Source organism: Cupriavidus sp. MP-37 (assembly GCF_020618415.1).
Classification (GTDB): domain Bacteria; phylum Pseudomonadota; class Gammaproteobacteria; order Burkholderiales; family Burkholderiaceae; genus Cupriavidus.
Genome location: NZ_CP085345.1, coordinates 1,313,409 through 1,330,746, shown reverse-complemented (window position 1 = coordinate 1,330,746; position 17,338 = coordinate 1,313,409). Strand labels below are relative to the sequence as shown.

General features: G+C 65.0%; 16 protein-coding genes. 6 read left to right on the top strand and 10 right to left on the bottom strand.

From position 1 onward, the window contains the following. The first annotated feature begins 80 nt into the window (after positions 1-80). From LIN44_RS22390 to LIN44_RS22365, 6 genes are all read left to right on the top strand, one after another. On the top strand, positions 81-1,871 hold the full coding sequence (locus LIN44_RS22390) for an acyl-CoA dehydrogenase (RefSeq protein ID WP_227314482.1): 1,791 nt from the start codon (positions 81-83) through the stop codon (positions 1,869-1,871). A gap of 229 nt (positions 1,872-2,100) precedes the next feature. Continuing rightward, the gene (locus tag LIN44_RS22385; protein WP_370641752.1) at positions 2,101-3,300 is read left to right on the top strand and encodes an ABC transporter substrate-binding protein; all 1,200 of its coding nucleotides are present in this window, start codon (positions 2,101-2,103) and stop codon (positions 3,298-3,300) included. Positions 3,301-3,439: 139 nt separating this feature from the next. Next, complete coding sequence (locus LIN44_RS22380) at positions 3,440-4,210, top strand: ABC transporter ATP-binding protein (RefSeq protein ID WP_227314480.1); 771 nt, start codon at positions 3,440-3,442, stop codon at positions 4,208-4,210. Between the two features lie 13 nt (positions 4,211-4,223). Then, on the top strand, positions 4,224-4,949 hold the full coding sequence (locus tag LIN44_RS22375) for an ABC transporter ATP-binding protein (protein WP_227314479.1): 726 nt from the start codon (positions 4,224-4,226) through the stop codon (positions 4,947-4,949). Positions 4,950-4,966: 17 nt separating this feature from the next. After that, positions 4,967-5,854, top strand: a complete 888-nt coding sequence (locus tag LIN44_RS22370; protein WP_227314478.1) for a branched-chain amino acid ABC transporter permease — start codon at positions 4,967-4,969, stop codon at positions 5,852-5,854. After that, a complete protein-coding gene (locus LIN44_RS22365) occupies positions 5,854-6,888 on the top strand; it encodes a branched-chain amino acid ABC transporter permease (RefSeq protein ID WP_370641750.1) in 1,035 nt (344 codons plus the stop codon). Before LIN44_RS22370 ends, LIN44_RS22365 begins: the two co-directional genes overlap by 1 nt. Positions 6,889-6,947: 59 nt before the next feature. Here the strand turns inward: LIN44_RS22365 and LIN44_RS22360 are convergent, their stop codons facing one another. The 10 genes from LIN44_RS22360 to LIN44_RS22315 all read right to left on the bottom strand — a co-directional run bounded on the left by LIN44_RS22360 (position 6,948) and on the right by LIN44_RS22315 (position 17,331). Continuing rightward, positions 6,948-7,577, bottom strand: coding sequence for a hypothetical protein (locus LIN44_RS22360; RefSeq protein ID WP_227314477.1), 630 nt, complete (start codon positions 7,575-7,577; stop codon positions 6,948-6,950). A gap of 27 nt (positions 7,578-7,604) precedes the next feature. Beyond that, on the bottom strand, positions 7,605-9,143 hold the full coding sequence (locus LIN44_RS22355; RefSeq protein WP_227314476.1) for a 3-hydroxyacyl-CoA dehydrogenase: 1,539 nt from the start codon (positions 9,141-9,143) through the stop codon (positions 7,605-7,607). Positions 9,144-9,255: 112 nt separating this feature from the next. Further along, the gene (locus tag LIN44_RS22350; RefSeq protein WP_227314475.1) at positions 9,256-10,245 is read right to left on the bottom strand and encodes an NADPH:quinone oxidoreductase family protein; all 990 of its coding nucleotides are present in this window, start codon (positions 10,243-10,245) and stop codon (positions 9,256-9,258) included. Between the two features lie 12 nt (positions 10,246-10,257). Then, the gene (locus tag LIN44_RS22345; protein ID WP_227314474.1) at positions 10,258-11,370 is read right to left on the bottom strand and encodes a CaiB/BaiF CoA-transferase family protein; all 1,113 of its coding nucleotides are present in this window, start codon (positions 11,368-11,370) and stop codon (positions 10,258-10,260) included. Continuing rightward, complete coding sequence (locus LIN44_RS22340) at positions 11,367-12,032, bottom strand: 3-hydroxyacyl-CoA dehydrogenase family protein (protein WP_227314473.1); 666 nt, start codon at positions 12,030-12,032, stop codon at positions 11,367-11,369. Before LIN44_RS22340 ends, LIN44_RS22345 begins: the two co-directional genes overlap by 4 nt. 1 nt (position 12,033) lies before the next feature. Beyond that, a complete protein-coding gene (locus tag LIN44_RS22335; protein WP_227314472.1) occupies positions 12,034-12,909 on the bottom strand; it encodes a 3-hydroxyacyl-CoA dehydrogenase family protein in 876 nt (291 codons plus the stop codon). Positions 12,910-12,918: 9 nt separating this feature from the next. Then, complete coding sequence (locus LIN44_RS22330; RefSeq protein ID WP_227314471.1) at positions 12,919-14,085, bottom strand: acyl-CoA dehydrogenase family protein; 1,167 nt, start codon at positions 14,083-14,085, stop codon at positions 12,919-12,921. Positions 14,086-14,127: 42 nt separating this feature from the next. Continuing rightward, complete coding sequence (locus LIN44_RS22325) at positions 14,128-14,883, bottom strand: SDR family NAD(P)-dependent oxidoreductase (protein WP_227314470.1); 756 nt, start codon at positions 14,881-14,883, stop codon at positions 14,128-14,130. After that, positions 14,876-15,646, bottom strand: a complete 771-nt coding sequence (locus tag LIN44_RS22320) for an enoyl-CoA hydratase/isomerase family protein (protein WP_227314469.1) — start codon at positions 15,644-15,646, stop codon at positions 14,876-14,878. The genes LIN44_RS22325 and LIN44_RS22320 overlap by 8 nt, the downstream gene beginning before the upstream one ends. 2 nt (positions 15,647-15,648) lie before the next feature. Beyond that, positions 15,649-17,331 (bottom strand): class I adenylate-forming enzyme family protein, encoded by a 1,683-nt coding sequence (locus tag LIN44_RS22315; RefSeq protein ID WP_227314468.1) that lies wholly within the window; start codon positions 17,329-17,331, stop codon positions 15,649-15,651. Between the last annotated feature and the right edge of the window lie 7 nt (positions 17,332-17,338).

Sequence of the window (17,338 nt, the reverse complement as noted above, 5' to 3'; positions counted from 1 at the left end):
GTTCGTGCTGGCCACGCGGCATGACAAACGGCTAACGGCCATCCGTGGCTAGCATCACTTCCCCATCTCCTGAGGTATCCATGACTTACGCTGCACCGCTTGACCACATGCTGTTCAATCTCCGGCACCTGGTTCAGCTCGATGCAATGACCGCTCTCGACGGTTTCGAGGACGCCGGCATGGCAACGGCGGCAGCCGTACTGGGGGAGTGCGCCCGCTTTAACGAGGAGGCCATCGCGCCGCTCAATGCTCTGGGAGACCGCGAGCCGGCTGTCCTTATGGATGGCAAGGTGACGACGACACCGGGCTTCAAGGAGGCGTTCCGTCGCTACGCGGACGGCGGATGGCTTGGCGTCCAGCATCCCGCGCAGTACGGTGGACAGGCGCTGCCCCGCGTGATTGCCGCCGCGTGCTCCGAAATCGTCAATGCCGCCAATCTCAGCTTTGCGCTTTGCGACCTGCTCAGCAACAGTGCCATCGCGGCGCTGGTAGCGGTGGGCTCGGATGCGATGCGCGACAAGTATTTGCCAAAGTTGATCTCGGGCCAATGGACTGGCACCATGAACCTGACCGAGCCCCAGGCCGGCAGCGACCTGGGGCTGGTGCGCACGCGGGCGGAATGCCAGCCGGACGGTACCTACAAGCTGTTCGGCACCAAGATCTTCATCACGTACGGCGAGCATGACCTGACCGAAAACATCATTCATCTGATCCTGGCGCGCGTCGCGGGCGCGCCGGCCGGCGTGAAAGGCATCAGCATGTTCCTGGTGCCCAAGGTGCTGGTGAACGCCGACGGCTCGCTGGGTGCGCGCAACGACGTGCATGCGGCTAGCCTCGAGCACAAGTTGGGTATCAAGGCAAGCCCAACCGCTGTCATGCAATATGGCGAGCACGGTGGGGCAACCGGCTACCTGATCGGTGAAGAGAATCGTGGGCTGGAATACATGTTCCAGATGATGAACTCCGCCCGCTTCGCCGTTGGCGTGCAGGGGGTCGCGGTTGCCGATCGCGCCTACCAGCAGGCTGTCGCGTATGCGCGCGAGCGGGTACAGGGGCGTAGTGCTGGCTCGGCGGCAGCCGGCAGCGTGCGGATCATCCAGCATCCGGACGTACGCCGCATGTTGATGGAGATGCGCAGCAGGGTCGAAGGCTGTCGCGCGATGATTCTTGCCGGTGCTGCGGCGGCCGATATTGCCGAACGGCACCCCGACGCCGAGGTACGGCAGTCCGAGCACGATTTCTACGAATTCCTGCTGCCGCTGATCAAGGGCTACTGCACGGAAATGAGTCTCGTCGTGACCTCGCTCGGGATCCAGGTGCATGGCGGCATGGGATTCATCGAGGAAACCGGAGCTGCCCAGCCCTACCGTGACGCACGGATCCTGCCCATCTATGAAGGCACGACCGCGATCCAGGCCAACGACCTGGTGGGACGGAAGACCCTGCGCGATGGCGGTGCAGTCGCGCGCGATCTCGCCGCGCGGATCGAGCGGACAGAAGCGGAGCTTGCGCAATCCGGCAGTGCAGCCGCCAGTGCGGTGCGGCGGGCGCTGGAGACTGCCCGCCAGGCTTTTCTCGCTGTGGTGGCTCATGTTGCGAGCCGCGGCGGCGACGACGCGGAGTCGGTTTACGCCGGGAGCGTTCCCTATCTGATGCTGGCGGGCGAACTGGTCGCCGGATGGCAGTTGGGGCGAGCACTGCTCGCGGCGGAACGGGCAGCCGCGGCCGGGGAGCGGCCGGCGTTCATGGCGGCGAAGGTGGCCACGGCACATTTCTTTGCCGAGCACGTACTGGTCCAGGCACCTGTCTACCGGGATCGCGTGCTGGCCGGCGCCGGCAGCGTCCTCGCCATGGCCGCCGATCAGTTTTGACGGTGTTGCACCCGGGAGCTTGAAGCCTTCCCGACTGTCTTTGGCGAAGACATGTTCGCAGGCACGAGTGTCCTTTGCACCGGGTCGAAGACACCTCCAAAGCCTGGATTACCCCCAAAATGGCCGTTTTTGGAGCTGGCACCGAAGTTGCAAATATGCGGGTATGGACAGTGAGAATGTCGTCGAGGAAAACGCTGTCCGTCACGATAACGAACGATTGGAGACATCCATGAAAGCACCCGCACTGCGCTTCGGCGCTCTTGCCGCTCTGGCGGCGTTCTGCCAGGCGGCTTCCGCCGCGGAGCCCTTCCGTATTGGCGCACTGGTAGACATGACCGGGGTCTATTCCGGCATTGGTGGCCCCGGCGGTATTGCTGCCGTCAAGATGGCGGTTCAGGATTTTGGCGGCAAGGTTCTGGACCGGCCCATCGAGGTGTTGGGTGCCGACTATCAGAACAAGGTCGATATCGCTTCCACCCGTGCCCGGGAATGGTATGACCGGAACAATGTGGAGATGATCATCGAGTCCACGGACTCGGCCTCGGCGCTCGCGCTGCAGAAGCTTGGCGAGAGCAAGAAGAAGGTCACCATCTTCGCGGGTTCCGCCACCACGGAGCTGACGGGCAAGCAATGCTCGCCTTACGGCATTCACTACGTCTACAACACGTACGCGCTGGCAAACGGCACGGCACGCGCGATCCTGGAAGAAGGCAAGAAGGATTGGTTCTTCATCACTGCCGACTATGCGTTTGGACATTCGCTCGAGTCCAATGCCGTCAGCGTGGTGGAGCAGTCAGGGGGCAAGGTCACCGGCAAGGTCCGGCATCCGCTCTCGGCATCGGACTTCGCATCGTTCCTGCTGCAGGCGCAGGCATCGAAGGCGCAGGTGATTGCGCTGGCCAATGCGGGGCGCGATACCCAGAACGCGGTGCGCCAGGCCTCGGAGTTCGGACTGGGGGGCGGCAAGCAGGTGGTGGCGCCGCTGCTGATTTTCGATAGCGACCTGAAAGGCATGGGCCTGAAGGCGGCGCAAGGGCTGCAGTTCACCACGGCATTCTATTGGGACTACAACGAAGAGACCCGCGCCTTCGGCAAGAAGTTCTTCGCGCAGACCAAGATGATGCCGACGATGGTGCAGGCGGGCATGTATTCGGCCGTGATGCATTACCTGAAGGCGGTGCAGGCGGCCGGCAGCGCTGACGCCGACAAGGTCATGGCAAAGATGCGCGCGACGCCGGTCAACGATTTCTTTGCCAAGGACGGCCGCATCCTGGCAAACGGGCTGATGGCGCATGACATGTACCTGGCTGAAGCCAAGAAGCCGTCCGAATCCAAGAGCGAATGGGACCTGCTGAAGATCCGCAAGGTCATCCCCAGGGACAAGGCCTTCGAGCCCCTGGAAAAGAGCGCCTGCCCGCTCAAGGGCTGACGCACACGGGAACTGAAGTGGCCAGGTAGCTGGCCACGCTTCAACGTCCTTGTCTCCGGGCGTCTTTCCACGGCCGCTGCGCTGCTCCGGCCGTGTGGAAGACGCTTCCTTTTCTCTCCAGTTTGGCTTTCCACCTGTTATGCCGGATTTCATTCTGCAGACGCAGCGGTTGTCCAAGTCATTCAGGGGCTTCACTGCCGTCAGTGAAGTCGACCTGAATGTACGCCGCGGCTCGATCCACGCCTTGATCGGGCCGAACGGCGCGGGCAAGACCACCTGCTTTAACCTGCTCACCAAGTTCCTGGAGCCGACCGCCGGCACCATCCTGTTCAACGGCATCGACATCACGCGCGAAAAGCCGGCGCAGATTGCGCGGCGTGGCGTGATCCGCTCGTTCCAGATATCGGCCGTGTTCCCGCACCTGACCGTGCGCGAGAACGTGCGCATTGGCCTGCAGCGTCAACTGGGCACCGCCTTCCAGTTCTGGCGCGGTTCTCGTTCGCTCGACGTGCTCAATGCCCGCGCGATGGAGTTGCTCGAGCAGGTCGGGCTGATTGAGTTTGCCGAGACCGTCACGGTCAACCTGTCTTATGGTCGCAAGCGCGCGCTGGAAATCGCCACCACCCTCGCGATGGAGCCTGAACTGATGCTGCTCGACGAGCCGACCCAGGGCATGGGCCACGAAGACGTGGACCGCGTGACGCAGCTGATCAAGCAGGTCTCTGCCGGCCGCACGATCCTGATGGTCGAGCACAACATGAATGTCGTGTCGTCGATCGCCGACAAGATCACCGTGCTGCAACGCGGTGCGATCCTGGCCGAAGGCCCGTACGCCGAGGTCTCGAAGGATCCACGCGTCATGGAAGCGTACATGGGCACGGCCGACGCCGCGCTGCAGGGTGCGCACTGAGAGGGAAGCGGAAATGGCAAACGACAAAACACCCGCCCTGGAGATCCGGGACCTGCATGCCTGGTACGGCGAATCGCACATCCTGCACGGCGTCGACCTCACGGTGAACCGCGGCGAAGTGGTGACCCTGCTGGGCCGCAACGGCGCGGGCCGCACCACCACGCTGCGCGCGATCATGGGCCTGACCGGCGCGCGCAAGGGCTCGATCAAGGTCAACGGTCATGAAACCATTGGCTTGCCGACGCACAAGATTGCGCACTACGGCATTGGCTACTGCCCGGAGGAGCGCGCGATCTTCTCCAGCCTGTCCTGCGAAGAGAACCTGCTGCTACCCCCTTTGCTAAAGGGCGCCAATGGGGAAAACGGCATAAGCAAGGCCGAGATTTACGACATGTTCCCGAACCTGAAGGAGCGCCGCCAGAGCCAGGGCACGCGCCTGTCCGGCGGTGAACAGCAGATGCTGGCCGTGGGCCGGATCCTGCGGACAGGGGCGAACCTGCTGCTGCTCGACGAGATCTCCGAGGGGCTGGCACCCGTGATCGTGCAGGCGCTGGCACGCATGATCCTGATGCTCAAGAAGAAGGGCTACACGGTGGTGATGGTGGAGCAGAACTTCCGCTTCGCCGCGCCGCTGGCCGACCGCTTCTACCTGATGGAGCACGGTGCGATTGTCGAGCGCTTTGCCGCCGGCGAACTGCAGGCCAAGATGCCGGTGCTCAACGAGCTGCTCGGCGTGTAACGGAACGGGGGACCGCAATGAATCTTGATCTTGGAATTCCCTTGCCCGCGCTGCTGTCGCAGTTGCTGCTCGGGCTCGTGAATGGTGCGTTCTACGCGATGCTGAGCCTGGGGCTGGCGGTGATCTTCGGATTGCTCAACGTCATCAACTTCGCGCATGGCGCGCTGTTCATGCTGGGCGCCCTGCTGGCGTGGGCCGGCATGGAGTACGCAGGGCTCAGCTACTGGGTGATGCTGCTGTTGTCACCACTGGTCATCGGCCTGTTGGGCGTACTGATCGAAAAGACGATGCTGCGCTGGATCTACAAGCTCGACCACATCTACGGGCTGCTGCTCACATTGGGGATCACGCTGGTGATCGAAGGCGTGTTCCGGTCGATCTACGGGGTCTCAGGCCTGCCGTACTCCGCGCCGGAGCTGCTGCAGGGCGCCACCGACGTGGGCTTCATGCACCTGCCCAACTATCGGGCCTGGGTCGTGATGGCGTCGATCACGGTTTGCCTGGGCACCTGGTTCATCATCGAGAAGACCAAGCTCGGCGCCTACCTGCGCGCGGGCACCGAGAACCCCAAGGTGGTCGAGGCGTTCGGCGTCAATGTGCCGCTGATGGTCACCCTGACCTACGGCTTCGGCGTGGCATTGGCCGCGTTCGCCGGGGTGCTGGCCGCACCGGTGATCCAGATCTCGCCGCTGATGGGCCAGAACCTGATCATCGTGGTCTTTGCCGTGGTGGTGATCGGTGGCATGGGCTCGATCCTCGGCGCCATCGTCACCGGCCTGGGCCTGGGCGTGATCGAGGGCCTGACCAAGGTGGTCTACCCCGAGGCGTCATCGACGGTGGTGTTCGTGGTGATGGTAATTGTCCTGCTGCTTCGTCCGGCAGGGTTGTTTGGCAAGGAAAAATGATGACCGAATTCTCTCTCCCTTCAACGGTGACCCCGGCGGGTGGTGCGCGCGCGTCGTGGCATAGCCGGGCATCGACCTGCGTGGCCATCGGGCTGGTTGCGCTGTTGCTGCTGGCGCCGCAACTTGGTGTCTATCCGGTCTTCGTGATGAAGATCCTGTGCTTCGCGCTGTTTGCCGCGGCCTTCAACCTGCTGCTCGGCTACACCGGCCTGCTGTCGTTTGGCCATGCCGCCTTGTTCGGTGGCGCCGGCTACATGGCGGGGTATGCCATCAAGACCTGGCATGTCACGACGGAGGTCAGCCTGCTGATCGGCGTGGCAACTGCCGTTGCGATCGGATTCCTGATGGGCGTGCTGGCGATCCGCCGCCAGGGCATCTACTTCTCGATGATCACGCTCGCGCTGGCCCAGATGTTCTTCTTCATTTGCCTGCAGACACCGCAGACCGGCGGCGAGGACGGGTTGCAGGGGGTTCCGCGCGGCGCGCTGTTCGGGGTGATCGACCTGTCCTCTGACGTGACTTTCTACTATGTCGTGGTTGCCGTCTTTGTCGCGGCGATGGGGCTGATTGCGCGCATTGTCCGCTCACCGTTTGGCCAGCTTCTCCAGGCGGTCAAGGAGAACGAGAGTCGCGCCATCTCGCTGGGCTACAGTACGGATCGCTTCAAGCTGATGGCTTTCGTGCTTTCCGCCGCGCTGGCGGGGCTGGCGGGAGCGATGAAGGCGCTGGTACTCGGCTTCGCGACGCTGGCCGACGTTCATTGGGCCATGTCGGGGGCGGTCATCCTGATGACGCTGGTGGGCGGCATGGGGACCCTGAGCGGGCCGGTTGTCGGTGCGCTCGTGATCGTGATCCTGGAGAACAAGCTCGGCGAGATTGGTGCCGGGCTGGCCGGTATCACCGGGATCGAATGGTTCGCGTCGCTTGGCGAGTCCGTCACGCTCGTGACGGGCGTCATCTTTATCGTGTGCGTTCTGCTGTTCCGGAAGGGGCTGGTGGGCGCGGTAATTGGCCGGATCCCTTCGTCGCGCTGACCGGCGGCACGGCGGTTGGCCACCAGGTCATCGCTACCGGACGCCGCTGGCAGAGGGATTCAACTTTGCCAGCGGCTGTCCAGCAGACGATGCAGCAGTGCAGCGTTCACTCCGAAGCGATCGTAGATCGCATCTTCAAGACGAGCGCGATCCGGGAAGCCATAGCATCCGGCCCTTGCGGCTTGCCCGCCAGTGCCAGCCAGGTCAAACAGCGCGCGCATCAGGCGCTGCGTCGCCACCAGGTCGACAAAGCTTTCGCCTTCACTCATCAATGATCGGGACAGTCGTCCCGGGCAATCGATGCTGAGTTCCTGCGATGCCGATGCGAGCCGCCACGGTCTTTGCGGTGACTGGAATACCGCCAGGGCCAGCGTGCTCGCGATCGGCTTGTGCCGCCGCTCTCCTGCTTCCGCCTGCCGGCCCGACAGCGGCAGCTGGCGGAACGCCACGCGGGCCCGCTCCGCCAGCACAAGTCGCGGGGACTCGAGTGGCCGGATCGTGTGCCACACCCCGTCGTGGCTTGCCCGCATGTGACCCGGCACGATCAGTTCACAATCGCCCTTGATGACCTCTGCAACTACGGGGAACGGGAAGCGCAGGCCGCGTAGCTGGACCCGCGCATACGCTGGCGATTGCAGGATGAGCGAACGGGGCGCGACCTCCGGCGGCACGGCATTGACTTCGGTCATCCGAGTCATCGCTGGCAGGATGGCCTGTCAGGCTTCGCCCGTCAGCAGCGACAGGCCGAGGCCGGCACGGCGCCACAGCCAGGGGCTCGGACGGTAACGCATGTCGCCGGTCAGGGCTTCCATGTTGCGCAGCGTCTCGAGCACCAGTTGCGGGCCGACCGCATCGCCGAGTGCCAGCGGGCCCTTCGGGTAGCCGAGGCCGAGGTTCACGGCAAGGTCGATGTCCGCCGGCGTGGCGATGCGCTGCTGCGCGATGTCGCTGGCGATGTTGATGATGCAGCAGAGCACGCGCTGGGCCACAAAGCCGGCCGAGTCGCGGATCATCGTGACCGGCACGCCGTCGCTGGCAAACAGGCCGTGCGCGGCATCACGCGCGGCGGCGCTGGTGGCCGGCGTGGTCATCAGCGTGCGGCGCCTGGTGGCCTCGAACGGCAGCAGCGTGTCGATGGCGACGGTGCGGGCCGGGTCCAGGCCCTGTTGCAGCGCGCTGGTGGTGGCGTCCAGGCCCAGCGGCGTGACGACGATCAGCGCATCGGCCGACGGCTTGTTGCCGCCTTCCGGGGTCACGCCGAGCGCGCCCAGCAGCTTCGTCACCATGGCGTGGCCGCGCTCGCTGTCATGGCTGACCCACACGCTAGACGGGCGCGCGCCCGGCACCGCGGCAGCGGCCGGTACCTGCTTCTGGCCATCGGCGTAGCGGTAGAAACCGGCACCGGCCTTGCGGCCGATCAGCCCGCCGACCGCGCGGATCGCCGTGATCGGCGACGGACGGTAGCGCGGTTCCTGGTAGAACTGGTTGTAGATCGACTCCATCACCGGGTGCGATACGTCCAGTCCCGTCAGGTCCATCAGTTCGAACGGGCCCATGCGGAAGCCGGCCTGCTCGCGAATGATGTTGTCGATGTCGGCAAACTCGGCCACGCCTTCCTGCGCAACCTTCAGGCCTTCGATATTCATGCCGCGGCCGGCATGGTTGACGATGAAGCCCGGCATGTCCTTGCAGCGCACCGGGGTATGGCCCATGCGGCGGGACAGTGCCATCAGCGCATCGCCCACCGCGGGGTTGCCCGACAGGCCGTCGATGACCTCGACCACCTTCATCAGCGGCACCGGGTTGAAGAAGTGGTAGCCGGCGATGCGGCCCGGGTGCTTGGCACCGACGGCGATCGCGGTGATCGACAGCGAGGAGGTGTTCGAGGCGATGATCGCGTCCTCGCGCAGGATCGCTTCCAGCTTGGCAACCAGGTCGCGCTTGACTTCCAGCTTCTCGACGATGGCTTCAACCACCATGTCGCTGTTGGCCAGATCCTCCAGCGCAGCGCACGGCTTGACGCGGGCCAGCGTGGCCTCGGCGTCGGCGGCGCTGATCTTGCCCTTGTCGGCGAGCTTGGCCAGCGTGTCCTGCAGGTACTGGCGGGCGGCGGCCACAGCTTGCGGGTTGGCGTCGTACAGGTTGACGGCCAGGCCCGCCTGCGCGGCGATCTGCGCGATGCCGCGGCCCATGGCGCCGGTGCCGACGATGCCCAGCGTGTCGATGGTGGGGGTTGAGGAAGAGGTTGTGTTCATGATGTTCCGGAGAGCGGGAAAGAGGGGGGGCGTCGCAAAAAGCACGACAGCCGTGGGACGTCCCACGGCTGCAGACGGGCATGGCATGCGCCCGGGGTCGGTCTGGCAAGCCTCAGTGTAGTGTCAGCACATACTTGCCGGACACCTGTCCCGAGGCCAGCCGCGCCAGCGCTTCACCGGCACGGGCGAGGGGGAGGGCACCGGCGATCTTCGGCTTGAGCGCACCTTGCTGATACAGCCGGAAGATTTCCTGCTGCACGGCCAGCACCTTTTCCGGCTGGCGATCGCGATAGTCGCTCCATTGCAGGCCACTGACGGCGATGTTCTTGACCAGCAGATAATTGGCCTTGATCTCGGGAATGCTGCCGGCCGCGAAGCCGATGACCACGGCGCGCCCGCACCAGGCGATCGCACGCAGCGCGGCATCGAAGACATCGCCGCCGAGCGTGTCGAGCACGACATCGGCGCCGTGGCACGCGGTGGCATTGCGCACCTGGTCGCGCAGCGATTCGCGCAGGTCGGGGAGGGACAGATCGATCACCGCGTCGGCGCCCAGTTGCCGTGCCGCCTGCGCATGTTCGGCGCCGCTGACGCCGGCCAGCGCGATGCCACCCAGACCCTTGACGATCTGGATGGCCGCCGAGCCGACGCCGCCGGCAGCGCCGGTGACAAGCACGGTTTCGCCGGCACGGAATCCGCCACGCTCCACCAGGGCAAAGTAGGCGGTCTGATAGACCAGGCCCATGGCGGCCGCGTCTTCGAACGGCATGGCATCCGGGATACGGAAGCACGAATCGGCAGGCACGCTGACGAGCTCGGCAAACGCGCCGTATTCCAGTTGCGCCACTACGCGGTCGCCTGGCTGGACGTGGGTGACATTGGCGCCGACCGCGCGTACCACGCCGGCGGCATCCTTGCCCGGTGCGAACGGGCGTTGCGGCAGAATCTGATACTTGCCCTGCACCACCAGCACGTCGGGATAATTGACCGCGGCGGCGCGGACTTCGACCAGCACGTCGCCGTCACCAACCTGCGGGTCGGGAAGGTCGCCGACGGTGACGGCATCTGGTGCATTGAATTCCTGAATAACGATGGCTTTCATCTCGGCTGGACCTCAACGATTCAGAAGTTGGCTGTGCGCGCCCAGGGCCGGGGAGGCGGCCGAGCGATCGTGGCGGCGAAATGCGGCATCAACGGGCACCGGCAAGGCCGGCAGGGTCCCGCCCGCCGCGGTAGTGACGGAGCGGTCGAACAGGCCGCGCGCCTGGAAATGCGGGTCGTGGCGGGCTTCTTCCAGGCTGACCACACGGCTTGTGCAGACATCCTGTCCGGCGAAGCGGTCTTCCCAATAGGCAACCGGATGCCGGGCAATGGCGGCAGCGACGGCCTCGATGGCCCGGCGTGGTGACATTGACGCCAGCGCATCGGCATCCAGCCCGACCAGCGCGACGAAGTTGTCCCAGAACTTGTCTTCCAGCGGCGCGGCGGCCAGGAAGGCCCCATCCGCGGTACGGTAGACCTGGTAGCGCGGCGTACCCCCTGTGACCAGCCCGGATGCCGGTGCGGGCCAGTCTCCCAGCGCGCCATTGCCAAGCCCCCAGTACTGGAACGTAAAGAGGTTGTCGGCCATGGCCACGTCCAGGTGAACGCCCCTGCCGGTCTGGTCGCGCTGACGCAAGGCGAGCAGGATATTGATCATCGCCGGATAGGTGCCGCCGGCGATGTCGGCGATGAGGGCAGGCGGCAGGACCGGCGCGCCATCGTTGCCCGCGGTCAGCGACAGCGTGCCGGATGCCGCCACGTAGTTCAGGTCGTGCGCGGCTTCCGACGCGCGCGGACCGTGCTGGCCGAAGCCGGTGATCGAGCAGTAGACCAGGCGCGGATTGACCTCAGCCAGCGCGGCGTAGCCCAGGCCCAGGCGATCCATGACGCCGGGACGGAACTGCTCGATCAGGACATCGGCCTCGCGGATCAGCGGCAGCAGCTGGCTCAGCGCCTGCGGCGACTTCAGGTCGATGGCAACGGACAGCTTGCCGCGGTTGAGCAGCACGAAGTTCGCGCTGTCGTCATCGACCTTCGGCTCGTACGAGCGCATTTCGTCGCCCCGGCCGGGGCGTTCGAACTTGATGACTTCGGCGCCCGCCTCCGCCAGCAGCAGCGAGCACAGCGGTCCGGGCAGCAGGGTGCTGAAGTCCAGCACCTTCACACCGGTCAGCGGTTGACTCATGACAAGCCTCGCTTTACCCGTTCTTCACGCTCGGCGGCGACGCGCGCGCGCCGCGCCGGCGCGTAAGGCTCCTGGCCGAGCGCTTCGTGCAGCGCCTGGGTGACGCGGAAATGGTGCGCCAGGCCGGTGCGTTCCAGCAGCGAGATCGGGCCCTCCGGGTAGCCGAGGCCCAGGCACAAGGTCTTGTCCAGGTCATCGGCGCTGGCCAGCTTCTCGTCCAGGCGGCGCAACGCCGCGTTGAAGTACGGGCGGATCAGCCTGTCGACGATGCGGCCGGGAAAGTCGTTGCATACGGCGACAACCAGCCCTGCCGCCTGGAACACCGCCCTGGCGGCTTCGATCGCCGCAGATTGCGTGCCCGGTTGCCTGACTAGCTCCACCAGTGGGCTCGGGTCGGCGTCGCCCAGCCGGAAGCGGGCGAATCCAACCACATTGGAGCCTTCTTCCCCGCGGTGCTCGCCCGTATGGGAACCCAGGCATTCGGTACCCAGTTCAATGGCGACGAACGAGCGCGATTCGTGTCCTTCGCCATTGCCGAATGCGCTTCCGGCGTCCGTGCCCAGGTAGAACAGTCCTTCGCCTTGTGGCGCGGCTTGTTCGAGGAACGGGTGGGGCGTGGGAAAGGAACGGCTTTCGCCAGCTTGTACGATTTCGTAGCGCATATCAGGCTCCAAACATCTTGGTGTCGCCGTAGGTGTGGAAGCCCTTGCCGGTCTTCTTGCCCAGGCGCTTGGCGGCGATCATGCGGCGCACCAGTGGCGGGCAGGCGGCGCGCGGCTCGTGGGTCAGGCCGTGCATCGCTTCGCACAGCAGCTTCTGGGTGTCCATGCCGACCAGGTCCAGCAGCTCGAGCGGGCCCATCGGGTAGCCGAGCGCGGTCTTGATGGCGGTGTCGATGTCGGCCGGCTCGGCGACGCCCTGTTCCACCAGCCGGATCGCATCGTTGTTGAACGGGATCAGGAAGTAATTGAGGATGAAGCCCGGCGTATCCTGCGTGGCCACCGGCTTTTGGCCCATCGCCTCGGCAAAGGCCCACGCTGTCTGGAAGGTCCCCTCCGAGGTGGCCAGGCCTGGCGACATCTCGATCAGCTTCATCAGCTGCGCAGGCAGGCAGAAATGCATGCCAACGAACCGGTCCGGCCGGCCGGAACCGCCAGCAATCTCGGTGATGGAGATCGTCGAGGTATTGGATGCAAAGATCGTGTCGGGCGGGCAGACCTCATTGAGCTGGCCGAACAGCTGATGCTTGACCGCCAGGTCCTCGAAGATGGCTTCGATGATGATGTCGCAGCTGGCCAGGTCGTCCAGTGCGGTGGTGCCTTCCCAGCGAGACATGGCCGCGGCAGCGGCGCCGGCCGGCAGTTTGCCGCGCTCCTCGGACTTCTTCAGGAACGCTTCGGTCTGACCGCGGGCACGGTCCAGCGCCTCCTGCCGGGCATCGAATACGATGGTCTTGAAGCCCGCGCGGGCCGCTACGATGGCGATGCCCGCGCCCATGGTGCCGGCGCCCGCGACGCCGACGGTTTTGATGGTTGTCACGTCCGTCTCCTATTTCTTCAGGAAGCTGCGCCCGATCAGCTGGCGGTGTACCTGGTTGGTTCCTTCCCAGATCTGGGTAATCTTGGCGTCGCGCATCAGCCGCTCGACGCGGTAGTCGTTGCAGTAGCCGTAGCCGCCGAACAGTTGCACGGCATCCGTGGTGATGCGCATGGCCGCGTCGGTGGCGCGCTGCTTGAGCATCGAGGCTTCGATGCCGAAATCCTGGTCGCCGGTATCCACCATCTCACCCACGCGCCAGAGCCACGATTCGCACAACGCCAGCTCCGTTGCGAGGTCTGCCAGCATGAACTGGATACCCTGGAACTCGAGGATCCGCTTGCCGGACTGGCGTCGCTCATTGATGTAGTCGACCGCATCCTCGAACGCCGCGCGCGCAATGCCCAGCGCGTGCGCCGCAACGCTGGGGCGCGAGCGGTTCAGTGAGCCGAACAGGATCTGCAGGCCCTCGCCGGGCGCGCCGATCAGGTTGGCGCGCGGCACGCGGCAGCCGTCGAAGGCCAGGCTGGCGGTGCTGGACGCGCGCGTTCCCATCTTGTGCTCGGTGCCGAGGACGCGCAGGCCCTCGGTGCCCTTTTCCAGAATCAGCACGGAGATGGCTGCCTTGGGATCGCTGATCTCGGACCATTTGCCGAACACCAGGTACAGGTCGGCCACGTCGCCGTTGGTAATGAAGGTCTTGCCGCCGTTGATGACGATGTCGTCGCCGTCCGGGGTAAAGCTGGTGCGCATGCCGGTGGCATCCGATCCCGCCGAGGGCTCGGTAATGGCCAGCGACGCCAGGCCACCGTCGGCGATGCGCGGCAACAGCCGGCTCTTCTGTTCTTCACTGCCGTACTCGATCAGCGGCTTGATGGCGTGGAAGTTCGTCGCCCAGACGATGCCGGTGGAGGCGCAAGCCTTCGAAATCTCCCGCACGCAAGCCAGGTAGCTGATAAAGGACAACTGCGCGCCGCCATAGATGTCGGGAATGAACATGGCGTTCAGGCCCAGCTCGTTGATGGCTTTCACGTTCTCCCAGGGAAACGCACCGGTGCGGTCGTACTCGGCCGCGCGTGGCGCGATCTGGGTGTTGCAAAGCTCCTTGACGCTGTCGAGGAGCATGCGTTCCTCGGACGACAGCGGCAGCCGCGCGTCCATCCGGTCCAGCATGTTCATGTCTTCCTCCGTTAGTGGGGCTGTGTAGCGGCTGGGCGGTGGCTACAGCGCCATGCCCTGGCCGCCATCGACATAGAGCGTTTCGCCTGTCAGGAAACGCCCGGGCAGCCGGAACAGCATGGCGGCAAGGTGTCCGATATCGTCAGACTGGCCGGGGCCTCCGACCGGAATGCGCTTCTTGAGAAATGCCTGGAGCGCACCCTCGTTCAGCTCGCCACGGTTCAGGTCGGTCTCGATATAGCCGGGCGCGATATTGACAACCTGGATGCCGTCGCGCGCCCATTCGACAGCCAGGCAGCGCGAGATTGCACCCACGGCAGCCTTGGACGCGCAATAGGCGGCATTGCCGCGCACGCCGAGCTTGTCGTAGAACGAGCCGATGTTGACGATCAGCGCCGAGCCGGCCTCGTGCAGGTAGGGGTAGGCCACCTGGCTGGCCAGCAGGACCGAAGAGGCGTTGGTCTGCATCACGCGCTCAAAGTCAGCGATCGGGAACGATGCGGACGGCCCCTGCAGGTGGATGCCGGCGTTGTTGACGAGGCCGACGATCGGCTTGCCGAACAGTGCGGGCACCTGGGCGAACGCTGTGGCGACCGAAGCGGCATCGGTGATATCGCAGCGTAGTGCCGCCAGCCGCTTTTGTGCATCGGCATCGAGCGAGCCGGCGTCAGGCAGTTCGCCCGAACGCGAAACGCAGGCCACGTGCAGGCCGATGCGTGCCAGTTCCACGGAAATGGAGGCACCAATTCCCCGGCTGCCACCGGTCACGATGACGGCGCCTTGTGTGAAATCAGGCATCCTTGAACTCCGGTGTGCGTTTCTCGATAAAGGCGCGCATGCCCTCGACGGCGTCATCGGTCTGATAAGCCAGCGTGGACAGATCCGCTTCGATCTCGAGCCCGGCCTCGAGCGTGGTGCCCATGCCGCGAACCACCGCCTCGCGCGAGAACTGCGAGGCGCAACGGCTATAGCCGATGAACTCGGACATGAAAGCCTTGCCCAGTTCGACAGGCTCCCCGTGGGCAACCACGCGATTGACCAGCCCGACGCGCTCGGCTTCGATCGCATCGACCGTGCGCCCGGACATCACCATCTCCAGTGCCCGGCCCTCACCAACCAGGCGCGGCAGGCGCTGCGTGCCGCCGTAGCCCGGGATCAGGCCGAGCTTGATCTCCGGCAGGCCCATGCGGGCCTGGACCGTCGCAATACGGAAAGTGCAGGCCATGGCGAGCTCAAGCCCCCCGCCAAAGGCATACCCGTGCAATACGGCGACCGACGGAATCGCCAGTCTGGCCAGTTTGTCGAAAGTACGTTGACCGAGCTGGGCGCCCTGGCGCTGCTGCATCAGGCTGCGGTCCATCAGTTCCTTGATGTCGGCGCCGGCGCAGAACGCCTTCTGGCCTGCCCCGGTTACGATCAGCGCCCGGGCGTTGGAGGCCGCCACCTGATCAAGCGTGTAAGACAACGCTTCGATCATGGTGAACTGCAGCGCGTTGCGGGCTTCAGGCCGGTTAAGCGTGAGGATTGCGTACGGACCGTCAAATTTGATATCGATCGACATGATCATGCTCCTGCCGTGGCGCGGGCCTTGTAGCGGATCGCTACCGGCTTCAGTTCGCCGCGCATGGTCATCTCGACCAGGTCGCGCTTCAGGATCTTGCCGCTTGGCGTCAGCGGGAACTGGTCCAGCCCAAGGAAGTACTCCGGCATGTCGTATTTGGACAGGCCGCAGCTGGCCAGGTGCGCCAGCATGTCGGCCGGCTCCAGCGTCTGGCCCGCGCGGACCACGACCGACAGGCAGACCTTCTCGCCGAGTCGTTCGTCCTGCACGGGATAGGCGGCCGCGCGCTCGACCAGGGGATGGCGCATGGCCAGTTCTTCGATATGTGCCGGATGAATGTTGTGGCCGCCGCGGATGATCAGGTCCTTCTTGCGCCCCACGATCACGATGCAGCCATTCTCGTCGATGATCCCGAGGTCGCCGCTCATGAACCAGCCATGGATGTTGAACGATGTTTCCGTGGCAACCTGGTTGCTGAAGTAGCCCAGCATCAGCAAGCCACCGCGCCCGCCGATCTCGCCGATTTCGCCCACTTCAGCCTCGACGTCCCAGTTGTCCTGCTTCCACAGGCGGACTTCATACCCGCGGCACGCGCGGCCGCAGGTAGACACAATGGTGTCCGCGGTGTCGGACGGGATGGTGTAGTTGTGCGAACCGTTCTCGGTCATGCCGTAGACGTTCTGCGGCGTGACGCCGAGCGTCAGGAACTTCTGCGCCACATCACGCGGGATGGCCGAGCCCGCCATGTAGAACGTGCGGACTTCGCCAAGCGAGGTCAGGTTGCGCTCGCGCACGGCCTGCAGGATGTCCATGGCGTGCGTCGGCACTCCCATCACATAGGTGGCACCCGTTTCCAGGATCCAGTCCAGCGCATGCTTGCCGGCACGCAGGTTGGTCATGACCAGCTCCGCGCCCGCCACCAGCACCTGTTCCAGGGCCACGGTAGCGATATGGTGGCTCATCGGGCTCAGCGTCAGCACCGTGGTATCGGCTGAATGCCCCCAGTCGTTGACCAGTGCGCGCCCATTGGCCAGCAGCGTGTTGTCGCTGTGCATCACGCCCTTGGGCAGGCCGGTGGTGCCGGACGTAAAGGCCAGGTAGACGATCTTGTCCGGGTTCAGGTCCGGTGTCGACAATGCCGCCGGCGGCAGGCGATCGGGAAACGGATGAGCGTCGGGGGGCAGGGTCAGGTCGCCATTGGCCTGGCCGGGCATGGCAAACATGGCGGCGAGCGTCGGAATGTCGGCGGCACGCCCGAAGATCGAGTTGCGATCCGAATCGGCGCCGTAGCCGGGCATCGCGAACAGGGCTCGGCACTGAATGCGGTTAAGCAGCGTGCAGATCTCGTCGACAGTGTAGTTCTGGTGCAGCGAGGGGCAGCAGACATAGCCATTGCGTGAGCAGGCCAGGAACACGATGGTGGCCTGCACGACGTTAGGCAGCCATATGCCGACGCGGTCGCCCGGCTTCAGGCCTTGCCTGTGGAGCGCCTCCGCTACGCTGTCGACCCAGTCGACCACTTCGCGCCAGGTCAGCCGGACATCGGCGTCGCGCAGGGCGGCCGACGTAGGCCGTTCCCGTGAATGGCGCCGGGCCAGCGTGTAGAGCGTTTCCTGCTGCCAGATTCCCGACAGGTAGTAGTCCCGCGCGTTTTGCGGATTGTGCAGCGTCAGGATGTTTTGCATGATCTTC